The organism is Streptomyces sp. NPDC054841, assembly GCF_053611045.1.
In genome coordinates this window covers 1-12,982 of record NZ_JBSGZO010000239.1, presented here as the reverse complement: position 1 = coordinate 12,982, position 12,982 = coordinate 1, and the positions used below count along the sequence as shown (strand labels likewise).

General features: G+C 70.4%; 12 protein-coding genes and 1 tRNA gene. 5 read left to right on the top strand and 8 right to left on the bottom strand.

Translation table 11 applies throughout. From position 1 onward, the window contains the following. On the top strand, nt 1-516 hold a 516-nt coding region (locus ACWGI8_RS26955; protein ID WP_453664699.1), incomplete at its 5' end, for a plasmid pRiA4b ORF-3 family protein. Nucleotides 517-724: 208 nt separating this feature from the next. On the opposite strand, the gene ACWGI8_RS26950 is transcribed toward ACWGI8_RS26955, so the two are convergent. Further along, nucleotides 725-1,801 carry a polyprenyl synthetase family protein gene (locus tag ACWGI8_RS26950; RefSeq protein ID WP_453664697.1) on the bottom strand — a complete coding sequence of 359 codons (1,077 nt, stop codon included), beginning with the start codon at nt 1,799-1,801 and terminating at the stop codon, nt 725-727. After that, a complete protein-coding gene (locus ACWGI8_RS26945) occupies nt 1,798-2,379 on the bottom strand; it encodes a cytochrome P450 (protein WP_453664696.1) in 582 nt (193 codons plus the stop codon). The genes ACWGI8_RS26950 and ACWGI8_RS26945 overlap by 4 nt, the downstream gene beginning before the upstream one ends. Nucleotides 2,380-3,039: 660 nt before the next feature. On the opposite strand from ACWGI8_RS26945, the gene ACWGI8_RS26940 reads away from it, so the two are divergent. Beyond that, the gene (locus ACWGI8_RS26940; RefSeq protein ID WP_453664694.1) at nt 3,040-3,330 is read left to right on the top strand and encodes a hypothetical protein; all 291 of its coding nucleotides are present in this window, start codon (nt 3,040-3,042) and stop codon (nt 3,328-3,330) included. Nucleotides 3,331-4,014: 684 nt separating this feature from the next. Here ACWGI8_RS26940 and uppS read toward each other — a convergent pair. Continuing rightward, nucleotides 4,015-4,860 carry a polyprenyl diphosphate synthase gene (uppS, locus tag ACWGI8_RS26935; protein ID WP_453664693.1) on the bottom strand — a complete coding sequence of 282 codons (846 nt, stop codon included), beginning with the start codon at nt 4,858-4,860 and terminating at the stop codon, nt 4,015-4,017. Between the two features lie 1,158 nt (nt 4,861-6,018). On the opposite strand from uppS, the gene ACWGI8_RS26930 reads away from it, so the two are divergent. After that, nucleotides 6,019-6,318: a hypothetical protein gene (locus ACWGI8_RS26930; RefSeq protein ID WP_453664691.1), complete on the top strand. Its 300-nt coding sequence runs from the start codon at nt 6,019-6,021 to the stop codon at nt 6,316-6,318. Nucleotides 6,319-6,795: 477 nt separating this feature from the next. Here ACWGI8_RS26930 and ACWGI8_RS26925 read toward each other — a convergent pair. The 5 genes from ACWGI8_RS26925 to ACWGI8_RS26905 all read right to left on the bottom strand — a co-directional run bounded on the left by ACWGI8_RS26925 (nt 6,796) and on the right by ACWGI8_RS26905 (nt 11,619). Beyond that, nucleotides 6,796-6,869 (bottom strand) — tRNA-Pro (locus ACWGI8_RS26925). A gap of 108 nt (nt 6,870-6,977) precedes the next feature. Beyond that, nucleotides 6,978-7,919: a metallophosphoesterase gene (locus ACWGI8_RS26920; protein ID WP_453664689.1), complete on the bottom strand. Its 942-nt coding sequence runs from the start codon at nt 7,917-7,919 to the stop codon at nt 6,978-6,980. After that, nucleotides 7,802-9,151: a glycosyltransferase 87 family protein gene (locus ACWGI8_RS26915; protein WP_453664687.1), complete on the bottom strand. Its 1,350-nt coding sequence runs from the start codon at nt 9,149-9,151 to the stop codon at nt 7,802-7,804. The genes ACWGI8_RS26920 and ACWGI8_RS26915 overlap by 118 nt, the downstream gene beginning before the upstream one ends. Then, nucleotides 9,148-10,614 carry a polyprenol phosphomannose-dependent alpha 1,6 mannosyltransferase MptB gene (gene mptB / locus ACWGI8_RS26910; protein WP_453664700.1) on the bottom strand — a complete coding sequence of 489 codons (1,467 nt, stop codon included), beginning with the start codon at nt 10,612-10,614 and terminating at the stop codon, nt 9,148-9,150. The genes ACWGI8_RS26915 and mptB overlap by 4 nt, the downstream gene beginning before the upstream one ends. Before the next feature lie 165 nt (nt 10,615-10,779). Continuing rightward, nucleotides 10,780-11,619 carry an alpha/beta fold hydrolase gene (locus tag ACWGI8_RS26905; RefSeq protein ID WP_453664686.1) on the bottom strand — a complete coding sequence of 280 codons (840 nt, stop codon included), beginning with the start codon at nt 11,617-11,619 and terminating at the stop codon, nt 10,780-10,782. A 68-nt stretch (nt 11,620-11,687) separates the two neighbouring features. Here ACWGI8_RS26905 and ACWGI8_RS26900 point away from each other — a divergent pair, with 68 nt between their 5' ends. Both ACWGI8_RS26900 and ACWGI8_RS26895 read left to right on the top strand, forming a co-directional pair. Further along, a complete protein-coding gene (locus ACWGI8_RS26900) occupies nt 11,688-12,167 on the top strand; it encodes a MarR family winged helix-turn-helix transcriptional regulator (RefSeq protein WP_453664684.1) in 480 nt (159 codons plus the stop codon). Nucleotides 12,168-12,472: 305 nt separating this feature from the next. Next, complete coding sequence (locus ACWGI8_RS26895; protein ID WP_453664683.1) at nt 12,473-12,919, top strand: VapA/VapB family virulence-associated protein; 447 nt, start codon at nt 12,473-12,475, stop codon at nt 12,917-12,919. The last annotated feature ends 63 nt before the right edge of the window (nt 12,920-12,982 follow it).

The window sequence follows — 12,982 nt, the reverse complement described above, 5'->3', positions numbered from 1 at the left end:
GATCTATGTCGGGGTGTCAAGGTCGCCCTGTCCGGCTCCCGGCCCCCGATCTGGCGTCGCCTACAGGTGCCGTCGAGCACGGACCTGCGGCGGCTGCACGACCTGATCCAGGCCGCGTTCGGGTGGGAGGACTACCACATGTGGGTCTTCGAGACCGGTGGGCAACGGTACGGCGTCACCGATCGGGAGCTGGGGATCCGCAGCGCGACGGCGGTGCGCCTCGACCAGATCGCACCCGGCGTCGGCGCGCGGTTCGGCTACACCTACGACTTCGGCGACAACTGGGAGCACGACATCCTCGTCGAGGCCGTAGGAGACGCCGAACCCGGCGTCTCCTACCCGCGCTGCCTCACCGGCCGGCGGGCCGGCCGGCAGTCCCCACGCTCCAGCCGCGGAAGGACGGTTTCACGGCCGGGCAGGGCGACGCCGTCCACGTTGGGGGTGAACCGCGGCGGCGAGCAGACCACCTCGGCGAGCTCGGCGCGCTCGCTTTCGGTGGTGGCCGGCGTCAAATGATGGTCGACGCCGGGCTCATCCCGCACCAGCACGGTGATCTGGTCGAGGTGGTTCAGCCCGACCGGGCCTTCCAGCCCGACGCGCAGGGTCCAGTCGGGTCCCCGCGCTATCAGATGGAAGGTCAGCTCGGGGGTGAGCCGGGAGCGACGGCCGTCATGGGGTGCTCTCCTTGCGGTCGGGGGGTGTGGCGCACCTGCTGGCGGGGAACTCAGTGGCGGCGGTCGGCGACGAACTCGGCGAGCGCGACGAGGTCCGCGGTGGCACCGGGGTGCGTGGTCACGGTGCCGAGCGCCGCCACGGCGCGGTCGAGGTCGCGCCGGGCCTGAGCGGCGGTCTGGGTGTCACCGTCGGCCTTCTGGATCAGGGCGGCGGTCCGGTGCAGGGTCCACTCGGCATCCGCGGTGTCCAGGGGGCGGTCCAACAGCTCGGCGATCTCCTGTCCGAGCGCGCCAGCGGACAGTGCGTGGATCAGCGGGAGGGTCTTCTTGCGCCGCCGCAGGTCATTGAAGACGGGCTTGCCCGTCACGGCGGGGTCACCCCAGATCCCCAGCAGGTCGTCCACGGCCTGGAAGGCGGTGCCGAGGTCGCGGCCCATCCGGGTCATGGCGGCCACCGTCGGCGCGGGAGCGCCGGCCAGCAGGGCGCCGAGCCCCGCCGCGCAGCCCAGCAGGGCCCCGGTCTTGCCCGCCGCCATGCTGGTGTACTCGTGGACCGTGACTGCTCGGGGTCCGGTCCACGGCCGCAGTTCGAAGGCGGCGTCGGCCGCCTGTCCGTTGACCAGCTCGACAAGGGTGTCCGCCAGCAGCGCGGTCGCGGCGGTGACGGCGTTCGGGGGCAGGTGGCCGACGTTCTCGGTCAGGGCCGCCAGCGCGAGGGCCAACAGGGCGTCTCCGGCCAGCAGCGCTCGCCCCACCCCGAACGCCTTCCACGCGGTTTCCCGGTGTCTTCGCTGCTCGTCGCCGTCCATGATGTCGTCGTGCAACAGAGAGAACACGTGCACGAGTTCGACGGCCACGGCACCGGCCACGGCCGCCTCGGGCCGACCTCCCACGGCCTCGGCCGTCAGCAGGGCGAGGGCGGGTCGCAGGCCTTTCCCGCCGCCGGCCGCGCGCGGTGTCCCGTCGAGGTCGCACCAGCCGAACGCGTACGCTGCCACGTCGCGAACGTCGCGGTGGAGCCCGCAGACGGTCCTGCGCAGGGCCGGGTCGACCAGTTCCCGGCAGCGTTCCATGGACTCGAGTGCGGTGGGCCGGGTCAGGGCCGTCCGGTGCAGGTGCTCGGTCATGCCGCGCTTCCCGCCCGCCGCCGGCCGGGCTCCGCCGGGTGCTGCGGTGCCGGTCGGGGTATCGGTCGGGGTGTCGGCACCATCGGATACGGGCCTGTGCCGTGGGAGGCCTTCGGAACGGCGGTGTGCGGCTCGGCGCCGGGCACAGGCCGCAGCTTCCAGCGGGCGGCGATCGTGGCCAGCGTGAGGGTGGTCTCGGCCCGGCCGAAGACGTCGCCGATGCACGTGCGGCTGCCCGCGCTGAACGGGACCATCGCTCCGCGCGGGACGTCCTTGGCCCGCTCGGGCAGCCAGCGGTCCGGGTCGATGATGGAGGGGTGACCGGTCGGCACGAGCGTGCCGTCCTCCTGCGCCTTCAAGCCCGCGATGATCGGGTTGCGGAGGAGACGGCCGACCGTCACGGAGTTCCACTGTGCGCCGCGCGTTCCCCGGTAGCCCTCGGAGTTCATCCAGACCGCGATCTCGATGTTGTGCCGGCCGGCAAGTCTTCGAGTGGCGGCCTGGCGGATCGCCGGTACTTCCGACACACGCAGTTGCTCTCCTGTGTGGTCCTCGAATCCGTAGTGTCCTGGCGGCATACCGTCCCACCTTCCTGTTGTCGATACGTCCTGAGGCCGCCGGTGGCGGCACCTTCACGTGATGTCGCTACGGCCGATCCAAGCGTGCGAGCGACCGTCTCGACGTTGACGGCCGCCTGCAGTTCAAGCAGTTCGCCCACAGCCGACCCGGCGACCGCCGCACGGTGGGTCGCCGCTGCGGGCTCCGGTCCGGAAGCGGCGGGGCCGGTTTGCCGCGGCCCCAGCAGTCCCCATCGGGTGGAGCGCCCAAGATCAGTGACGTGCCTTCCAGCCTGGCCGAGGGTCGAGACTCCGCCGGTGTTCCGATCGTCCGCGCCCTCTCCGGCTTCCTGCGCGGTGGCGGCGGCCATGCTGCCGAGAAGGGCGTGAGCGCCGCTCGCGGCCATGAGCCCCGTGCTACGAGCGCGGGGCGCAGCGAGCCTGCGGGGCGGGCTCGGTGCTGGGCTGCTCGCTACGAGAACTCATGCTTTCTTCCCGTCTGTTGACGCTCCGCCGGTTCTCCGACGAAGCCGGTTCAAGGCCAACAGTGGGAGATCATCATGACAACCGAAACTTCCGAACCTGGACCAAATCTGTCGGTAGCCACCCCTGTAGCCGGTCGACACCGCAGAGCCGGACCTAGACTCACCACCCAGTCCGGAGGATCCCTAACACCAGGCAGTGGTGGCTGGCCCCGGCGGCCGCGTCGACTGGGCGCAGCTGCCCGAGGAGACGGTGTTCGAGGGCGAGCAGCTCGGCCGCTGGGTCGTGGCGCAGCGGGCCGGCTGCCCTGGCCTGGAAGCCGACCAGCAGGATCTGCTCACGGCGATCCGCATCGAGCCGGACCTTGAGCTGGGGGCCGCGAAGGCCGCGGCGGAGGCGAAGCCCGGGTGTCGCGGGCCGACCCGCCGCGCGAAGCTCACCCCGGGGCAGCTGCCGCAGCTCGCCCAGCACGGCGTGAAGTGGGCGTGAGCGGCTCTGGCGGGGCCGCGGAACCCTCCGACTCACCACGGAACCCGGACCCGGCCCCATCGGGCATCAGGGCGTCCGACCCGCCCCCACCAAGACCCTCACCGCGGGTACCCCGACCAGGCCCAAGGGCAGTACCCGGCGAGGTCCGGCACGCCGGGCGGCCATGGACGGCGAAGCACCCCGGGGGCGAAGCCGGAACGCATCGCGACCTCGACCACCGCCGACATCGCCGCCCACAGCGAAGACCCGATCGCCGACACACGTGGACACACACGACAATCAGCGCGATCCGGTCGCCCTGAGGCGGTTCCACCGGGAAGACGCCTTCGCCGACCCGCCCTCAGCCGGAGCGGCACCGGCGGCGACCGCGGTGCCTCCACCAGCACGGCCGGCACCACGCCGCAACAACCCCCCGACCAGCAGCCCCCACCCCCGCACCAGGTGGACCGGACGCAGGGACACCCGGCTCCCCGTCCGACGTCGACGCCGGGCAGCACCGGACACCAACTCCCCCTCGGCGTCCGGCAGCCGACAACGCAGCAAGGCCCCGCCCGTACAGGACGACCCGAGAAGGCCATCCCGTACCGGCGGAGCTTCGATGCGCTGGTGACAGGCCGACCCGCACTCCTCACCCTGCGGGCCGAACAGGTCCGGCGAGTCGGCAGGACGCCGGGCGCGGACCGTTCAGACTCCGCGGGTACGTGAACGCAGCCGGTAGGACTCGAGCGCGGCATCGAAGTCATCGCGCGTCAGATCCGGCCACAGAGCGGAGCAGAAGTACAGCTCGCTCTGGAAGCCCTGCCAGGGCATGAAACCGGACAGGCGTTGCGCACCCGAGGTCCGGATCACCAGATCCGGATCCGGCTGCCCGCTCGTGTACAGGTGCCGCGCTATGGCCTGCTCGTCCAGAGCCCCGGCGATCTCCTCGGCCCCGAGACCTCGTGCCGCCAGCTCGGCCACGGATCGGCGGACAGCGTCCACGAGTTCCTGCCGCCCGCCGTACCCCACGGCCACGTTGACGCGCATCCCCGCGGACTGCGCCGACCGTTCCTTCACCGCTCGCATGGCCCGCGCGGTACGTGGGGGAAGCAGGTCGAACGCGCCGATCGGATTGACGGACCAGCGGTCGGCGTCCGCGAGATAGTTCATCCCGTCCTCGATGACCGCCAGCAGCGGGTCCAGCTGCGCGGCCGGCCGGTCCAGGTTCGCCATCGACAGCGCCCAGAATGTCACGGTCCGGATGCCGTAGTCCTCACACCAGTCGAGAACCTCAAGGACCTTGTTGCCGCCGGCCCGGTGGCCTTCCATGGTGCTCAGGCCGCGCGCCTTCGCCCAGGTCCGATTGCCGTCCACGATGAGGGCCAGGTGCCGCAGCTCGGGCACCTGAGCGGGCGCCTCCGGCTCGCGACGCCGCCGCGACTCCTCGGGCGTGGTGATGGGAGGAAGGCTGGGCGGCACGGGCGTTCCGTCCGCCTCCTGTCCCCTCCGGCCGACGGTGATCGGGTTGCGTAGGAAGCGGCTGACCTCCATGGAGGTCCCCTCCGCGCCGCGTGTCCCCCGGGAGCCTTCGGATTTCATGCAGACCGCGATCCCATCCTTGTTCTGGCAGGTGGACCGCCGGTGCTGCCTGACGGATCGCCGGCGTCCAGGACTCGCACAGCTGCTCTCTCCTGTGTGGTCCTCGAACCCGTGATGCCGTGGCGACAGACCGTCCCACCTGCTTGTCGTCACTCTGTCCTGAGCCTGGCGGCGGCGGCTTCACGCGAGGTCGGCGCCACCCGGTCCCAGCCGGGCACCGCGACCTCGCCGCCGGAGCACAGCCGGCAGCCCGGACCCTCCCGAAGGAACGTTGGGGGGACTTGACCCTCCCACCGGGCTGCACCGTCTTCGAGCAGTCCGCCCGGAGTCCTCGCGCCCGGCCCCACCGGGCTTGCCGGTGTTTCCGTTGCCCTCAGCCGCCGCGCTTCTCCCCCGCGAATCCAGCGTCAGTACGACTGGTCGCCGAGGGCAACACCGGCCGGCACCGACCGCAGACGCACGGAACGTCCGTACTGGCGCCCCTGCTCGGGACGCGTACCGGGGAGCCGCTCGTCGGCAGAAGTCACTCTGGTGTCCTTTCATCAGGTTGCGCGGGTTCCCTCGAACACGGTTCCCGCACGGGATATTCGGACCTCTCAACCTCAGCAGAACGGCGATCGACGAAGCAACCGAAGCATTTCGCCCGCGCGCGATATTTCTGCCCGAAGTCTTTCGCGACGCACACCGAGGCAAGGGAGCGGGCATCCGGGTCAACGGCGGCTTCCTGCCGATCTCGCCACCGACGACACCACCGACCGGGCGATCGTGCACGACAACCTGCCGGCCGACGACCGGAACAAGACCGTCCAGACCTGCAACGCCGGGTTCTCCGAGGGCTCCGTCCCCACGTGCTGACCCCACCCGTGCAACCCGAGGCGGCGGCGATGACGGCATGCGGGACGCCGTCGGCAGCCGCCGGTGCAACCCGGGCCCGTTGTATGTGCCGGACCGGAGCGGTGCGCGAGTGCGCCGACTGCTCCGGTGTCGCCCGCTGGTCCTCTTGGGATTGCCGAGGGCACGAACAAGGGCAAGAACCCCAGGCCCCATCTCCCAGACCTCCGGGATCACGATTCCCAGCTCGTCGAGACGCTCCAGACCCAGGAGTAGCCAATGACGCATAGAGCTCGCCCTCGCGCACGCCTCCTCACCGGCGGCCCTGACTGGGAGGCTCGACAAGCCAAGCAGAAGCAGCTTCCAGGCCTGTCCAGGAGAGAGAAGGCGGCGAAGCGAAAGCTCGACGAGCACATGGCTGACTTGAAGGCTGCGATATCTCAGCGCGACTGGCCAGCCGCCAGAGCCGCGCGGAACGCAGCATGGAACGAGGTGAACCAGCTGGCCGAGCATCTAACGAGAAGCGAACGCCCGAAGCTGGGCAAGTACAAACGACTCCTGCTGGCCGGCGAGGAGTAGTCCCGGCGAGCCCCACGTCCACGCGAGACACCAGCGCCCAAGTATCCGCACGTCTGGGTACGTCCGGCCGACGCTGACCGAATCCAGCGACAGAAGGAGGCGGCGGCTCGAACAAGGGCGGCCTTCGAGGAGAAGAAGAAGGAGCGGGCGGCTAAGGGCTGTCCCGTAATCCCCGGCGGGCGCACGACGACAGCTACGGCACCTCGCTGCGTTGTCGGATCGCCCGAATACGCCCAGTATGAGGACGACCCTCCGCCTTGCGATGCACCGCATCTGACGCCGCGCGCTGATCCACCGGGGATTACGGGACAGCCCTTAGGAAGGCCGCAGCGAAGGCGAAGGCTGTCAGGGAAGCCCAAGCGAAGAAGCAACCGCGCGCCTTGATCCACTCCCCGTTCACTCCCCAGAGGCTCCGAGGAACGAGTCAGGGCCGGTTTCCCGTGAAGGAAGACCGGCCCTGACCTGGTATTTCAGCTGTCGGGGTGGCGGGATTTGAACCCACGACCTCTTCGTCCCGAACGAAGCGCGCTGCCAAGCTGCGCTACACCCCGATGTCACTCGCTCTCGCGGCGACGTCGTTTACTTTAGCCCACCCGCGCCCGGAGACGAAATCCGGTTTTTCGGGGGCCTCACCAGGGCCAACCGCGATCGGTCCCCGTTCAGGCGCGCGCGGTCAGCGTCAGCAGTGTCGCCTCCGGTGGGCAGGCGAACCGTACCGGGGTGTAGCGGCTGGTGCCGCAGCCCGCCGAGACGTGGAGGTAGGAGAGCTGGTCCGCCACCTCGTGGGTGGAGAGGCCCTTCACGCGGTCCGTGTCGAGGTCGCAGTTGGTGACCAGGGCGCCGTAGAAGGGGATGCACAGCTGGCCGCCGTGGGTGTGGCCCGCCAGGATCAGGGGGTAGCCCTCGGTGGTGAAGGCGTCGAGGGAGCGCAGGTAGGGGGCGTGGACGACGGCGAGGGAGAAGTCGGCGTCCGGTTCCGGGCCGCCGGCGATCGATTCGTAGCGGTCGCGCTTGATGTGGGGGTCGTCCAGGCCGGTGAAGGCCAGCTCCACGCCGTTCTCGAGCTTGAGCCGGCCGCGGGCGTTGTTGAGGCCGACCCAGCCCGCCGCGTCGAAGGCGTCCCGGATGTCTTCCCACGGGTTGTGGACGACGCCGACCGCCGGGGCGTTGCCGTTGAGGCCGTGGCGGCCCTGGACCCTCTCCAGCAGGTAGCGGGCCGGGTTGCGCAGCGTCGGGCCGTAGTAGTCGTTGGAGCCGAAGACATAGACGCCGGGCAGGTCCATCAGGGGACCGAGGGCGTCGAGCACCTCGGGGACACCGTTCGGATCGGACAGGTTGTCGCCGGTGTTCACGACGAAATCGGGGCGCAGTCCCGCCAGGGACTGGAGCCAGGCGCGCTTCTTGCGCTGTCCGCTCACCATGTGGATGTCGGAGACCTGGAGTACGCGCAGCGGGCGCATCCCGCGCGGCAGGACGGGTACCGTCACCCGCCTGAGCCGGAAGGAACGGGCTTCGAACCCGGCTGCGTAGGCGATGCCGGCTGCGCCGACTGCCGCGATGCCGGCACCGATTTTGAGGGGGACCTCGAAGCGTGCGCGCATGCGCCCATCGTTGCAGACGGGCCCCCGCCGTCGTACGGCCCGTCCCCGCGCGCTGCCCGCCCGAGCGGAAGCAGGAGCAGCAGGATCAGCGATATCCAGACGTAGGCGTTGCTGCCGAAGAAGCCGGGCACGCCGCCGTCGTTCCAGCGCCACAGCCAGACCATGCTGCTGCACAGGACGGCGTAGCTCGCCAGCGCCCAGGTCAGCAGCCGGCGGCGGCGGGGCGCGCCCGGGGCCGCGCGCAGTCCCGCGTCGGCGAGGACGGCCAGGGCCGGGACGAGCCAGACCAGGTGGTGCACCCAGGTGACGGGGCTCACCAGGCAGGCGGCGATGCCGGTGAGGGCGAAGCCGGCCAGCTCGTCGCCGGCGGCGACGGCCTGCCGGGCGCGACGGGCCCACAGCCACAGCAGGAGCAGTACGCCGATGGCCCAGACCGCCCGGCTGGGCTCGGCGACGGGCTCGGTGAGCCGGGCCAGCATGCCCTGCCAGGACTGGTTGGAGACATAGGCGAGCGAGCCGACGCGGTCGGTGTTCCACATCGCCTCGGTCCAGTACGTACGCGACGCGGTCGGCGCGACCCAGGCGGCCAGCGCGGTGGCCCCGCCCGCGACAGCCGTGGCCACACCTGCCGCCCGGTACCGCCGGGTGACCAGCAGATAGCAGACGAAGATCGCCGGAGTGAGCTTGATCGCGGCGGCGAGCCCGATGCCGACTCCGGCCAGCCGGCCGAGCGCGGGGAAGCGTTCCCGCCCGGCCGTCAGCAGCCAGCAGTCGGCCAGGACCAGCGCCAGCAGAAGCAGATTGACCTGGCCGAAGCTGACCGTGTCGCGAACCGGTTCCAGCAGGGCGAACGCGCAGGCCGCCACGGAGTAGGCGAACCACCGGTGGCGGCTCTCCCGGCGGATCGTCGCGTCGGCGCAGACATAGAGGATGAGGGCGCCCGCCGCGAGGTTCATCAGCTGGCTGATCGCGAGCGCGCCGTCCCAGCCGACCAGGGTCATCGGCAGCATGCACAGCGCCGCGAACGGCGGGTACGTGAAGCCGTAGTGAGTGCCCGGCTTGAGGTAGTCGTAGATCGGCCCGCCGCCGATCCAGTGGTCGACGGCTCCGTAATAGACGTGGAGGTCGAACCAGTTCCGGTGGAAGGGCACGGTCGCCAGGAAGAACGTGACCACGGCCGACATGGCCAGGGCGACGAGGACGCGGCTGCGGGTGGTCGTGGGGAGCCTCATGCCGTGCTGCCCAGCGGATGCGTATCGCGCGTCGGGCCGTCGCCCGGCGTGTTCAGCGGGGCTTTCCTGGCTGCCCGCACCGTCAGCATGTATGCGCACCACAGCGCCGCCACCCCCAGAATGCTTCCACCAACCGCGATCAAAAGCTGATTATTGTCCGGCGCGAACCCGCTGGGCAGTACCGCGAGGGCAAGAATGCCGCTCGCCACCGCCGTAGCCCGTCGCAGGCGCACCGAGCCGGTGGGCGCCGCGGCGGCTATCAGGAACAGTCCCCACAGTACGTACCACGGGCGGATCGCCGGCCCCAGGAGGGCGACGGCCATCAGGCTGAGTCCCAGCGCGTACACCGGGCGGCGCAGATGGTGCCGCTTCCAGAACGCGAGCACGGCGAGCGCGGTGGCGGCGAGACCGGCCACGTGCCAGGCGGGCACCGCGAATTCGGCGAGGCCGCTGCCCGCGCCCGTCAGTACGGCCCCGGTCATCCGGCCGAGCGAGGAGGTCAGCGACCAGTTCTGCGGCGAGACGGGCGTGTCGAGGGCGGCGATCCAGCCGTAGCCGGTGCCGGTCAGGGCGGTCGTCGCGGCGGTGGTGGCGGCGGAGGTGCCGCCGACGGCCAGGATGGCCCGGAGCCGCGGGTACCGGCCGTCCAGCCGCCGGGCCCAGAGCAGGGCGACGGCGAGCAGGCCCAGCGCGGCCGGGGCCTTCACCAGCGCGGCGAGGGTGACGAGTACGGCGCCGACGACCGGCCACCGGCCGAGTGCCGCGACCAGGCCCGCACCCAGCAGGCCCAGCATGACCGCGTCGTTGTGGGCGCCGCCCACGAGGTGCAGCAGCAGGAGCGGGTTCAGCGCGCCGAGCCAGAGCGCGGTGCGCGGGTCGGCGCCGCAGTGCCGCGCGAGCGCCGGCAGACAGAGCACCATCAACGCCACCCCGAGAAGGGCCACCAGCCGCATGGCGAGGACGCCGGTGGACACCTCGGTACGGGCGAACTCGGCTATCGCGGCGGCGCAGCCGAGGAAGACGGGGCCGTACGGGGTCGGGGTGTGCTGCCAGATCGGTGCGACCTCGGCGGTCAGGAGGCCGCCGAGCTGGGACGGGCCGTGCGTGTACACATCGATCTGGGCGTCGACCATCGCTCCCTGCGCGAGATAGCTGTACACGTCCCGGCTGAACAGCGGCGGCGCGACCAGCAGCGGCGCCGCCCACAGGGCGAGGGTGAGCAGCAGGGTGCGGGGGGACGGCGGCTCGGGCCCGCGGACCGCCCGGCCGAGCAGCGCCCAGGCGGCGATCAGCAGCACCAGCCCGAAGTACGCCGCGGCCAGACCCAGCGCGGCGGGCCCCGACTGCGGCGCGAGCACGTCCCGTACGGGTACGGCGCCGACGGCCGCACCGCCCGCCGCCAGAGCCGCCGAGCCGGTCAGCCCCAGCAACTGGCAGCGGCGTGTGTCGACGGGGAGGCGGATGTCCGGCATGCGGGCAGGCTGTCAACGGCCGGTGGCCAGAAACCGACGCCCGCCCCACCCGGGAACGGCCACGATGTGTCCGTCGGCTTACGCGCGGAGGGCGGGCGGGGGATCGCCCCGGCAGCGTGCGAGGTCATGCAGTGGTCGGGGTGCGGCCCCGGACGGTCATGCCAGGAACTCTGACAGCAGGCGGTTGAGTTCGGTCGGCTGCTCGGTCGGCATGGAGTGGTGGGAGGCGCCCGGCAGCGTGGCGAGGGTTGCGTTCGGCAGGAGCCGGCGGGCGCCGGCGGTGACGTGCCGCACGTCGTGTGCCCGGCTGCGCTCGGCCAACAGCACCAGGGTCGGGACGGCACAAGCCCGCAGGTCCTGAGCCTTGGGTCGTCGCATCACGACGACCTTCGACCGCCGGGCGGAGACGGTCGTGTCCAGGAAGTCTCGCCACAGAGGGTCCCGGGGAGCGTCCCCGGTCTCCCAGCGGAAGAAGGCGCGTTGGCGCTCCGCGGTGCGCCTCAGCAGCATGGGCACCGCGCGCAACAGATAGCGGGGGCTCGTACCGGCGAAACAGTTGGTGGGATCGAGCAGGGCGAGCCTGCTGACCCGATGGGGTGCGTGCAGCGCGTAGTTCAGCGCGATCCAGGCTCCGTAGGAGTGGCCGCACAGTTGGGCTGCGTCGAGCCTCAGTGCCTCGTGGAGCGCGTCCAGCCAGGACATCAGATCTGCGGCGCGGCGTAGCGGGGCCCCATCGTGGATGCTGCGTCCGATGTCGCCCATCAGGTCGACCGCGTACACCCGATGAGTGCGGCTGAGTGCCTCGATGTTGGCGAACCATGCCGCCGAGGTCGTTCCGCCGCCGGGCAGCAGGAGGAGCGGGGTGGCGTCCTCGGGGCCGCAGAGATGGACCCGTGTGGTGCCGTGGGCGGAGGGCACGTCGATGCTTCGGGTATCCGCAGGCCACCGTCGCAACACGGCGTCGTACGCCGCGTAGAAGGCCGCTTCGCCATCCATGACGCCTCCATGAAATCATTCGACCATCGACTCTCTCGACCATCGAGACAATAGCGTGGAGGGAACACGTGGACGACCAGGACCCCTCTCTCCAACTGGTCCATCTGCTGCGAGCCATCACGGTCGAACTCGACCTCTTCGGCGCCGAGTTCGCCGACATCAACGGGCTGCATCCCACGGACGTGCGCGCACTGATCCACCTGCTGGAGGCCGACCGGGCCGGTCTCGCAGCCACACCAGGCCGGCTCGGCAGCAAGCTGGGGCTGAACTCGGCCTCCACCACCGCCCTGATCGACCGACTGGAGCGGCTCGGTCTTGTCCGTCGCGAACGGGACACCCACGACCGCCGCCGGGTCCTGTTGGCGGTGGAGGACAAAGCCGTCGCTATGGGCTGGTCGTTCTTCGGACCGCTGATCAACAACATGGTCGTCGCCATGCGTTCCTTCGAGGATGCGGAGCTGACCACGGTGCGGCGCTTCCTGGTGGAGATGCGCGACGTCGTTGCCGCAGGGCGACAGGTCCAGCGGGAGGGCGCCACTGGGCGGTGAACCCGGCTGAACCGGATGGCGCGGGTGGTGCGATCGATGGCTGGTACCCCGGCGGTCGCGGACCAGGACGGTGAAGGCTCGGGCGGGGCGTCGAATTGCTCAAGAGCGGCAAGCCATCACTCCTTGGCGGCAAGCCCACACGCGGCATATTGCTTTTGCGTCAGGAATACCGCAGCGATTACGAGCCGTCATAAACGAGCGTCACCCGTTTGGCCTAGTGTGCCGCGCATGACGATGGTCGACGACGTAGTTTGAAAAAAGTGCCTCCGCAGCGGCGGCGCCCCCAAAAGCATTAGGAGGGCAAAATGACGGAGCAAAAGACACAGAGGGCAGTGAGCCCCGACATTATTGCGAACGATTTCGCGACCTCCATGCACGGCATTATGGAGCAGCCCGAGATCGACGCCGCGGTGGAGGCTCTGCGGTCCCTCGCGACGAGGTACCCGGCAACGGGCAAGGTCGCCAGCGCCATCTTTTACACACGCTGGGGGGTCACAGTCAAGAACGGGAAGACCTTCACCGGCAACGCAGGCGGTATAGGTAGCGCCGGTGGCGGCGCCCTGTTCGGTGACATCTACACGGACGACATAGACGCGCTTTACCGCGACACCGTCTCCTTCCAGTACAACGCCACAGCGTTGTACGTGAACGTCAACTTCTTCAACAAGAGTCATAAACTCCTGGGTCACTTCGAGGCAGGCGCTGTCTCCACCGTCCTGGGAACCGGAGGAGGAAAGGGCAGCTGGGCCTGATCCTGGAATCCCGCCCTCGTTCCTTCGCCACTTCGAGCTGATCCTGTGGCGAAGGAACGAGGG

Excerpts from the sequence above, each read along its gene's own strand:
- ACWGI8_RS26895 (WP_453664683.1), top strand. The coding sequence starts at position 12,473 with ATGACGGAGCAAAAGACACAGAGGGCAGTGAGCCCCGACATTATTGCG.
- ACWGI8_RS26905 (WP_453664686.1), bottom strand. The coding sequence starts at position 11,619 with ATGGATGGCGAAGCGGCCTTCTACGCGGCGTACGACGCCGTGTTGCGA.
- ACWGI8_RS26950 (WP_453664697.1), bottom strand. The coding sequence starts at position 1,801 with ATGACCGAGCACCTGCACCGGACGGCCCTGACCCGGCCCACCGCACTC.
- ACWGI8_RS26920 (WP_453664689.1), bottom strand. The coding sequence starts at position 7,919 with ATGCGCGCACGCTTCGAGGTCCCCCTCAAAATCGGTGCCGGCATCGCG.
- uppS (WP_453664693.1), bottom strand. The coding sequence starts at position 4,860 with ATGGAGGTCAGCCGCTTCCTACGCAACCCGATCACCGTCGGCCGGAGG.
- ACWGI8_RS26930 (WP_453664691.1), top strand. The coding sequence starts at position 6,019 with ATGACGCATAGAGCTCGCCCTCGCGCACGCCTCCTCACCGGCGGCCCT.
- ACWGI8_RS26915 (WP_453664687.1), bottom strand. The coding sequence starts at position 9,151 with ATGAGGCTCCCCACGACCACCCGCAGCCGCGTCCTCGTCGCCCTGGCC.
- ACWGI8_RS26945 (WP_453664696.1), bottom strand. The coding sequence starts at position 2,379 with ATGCCGCCAGGACACTACGGATTCGAGGACCACACAGGAGAGCAACTG.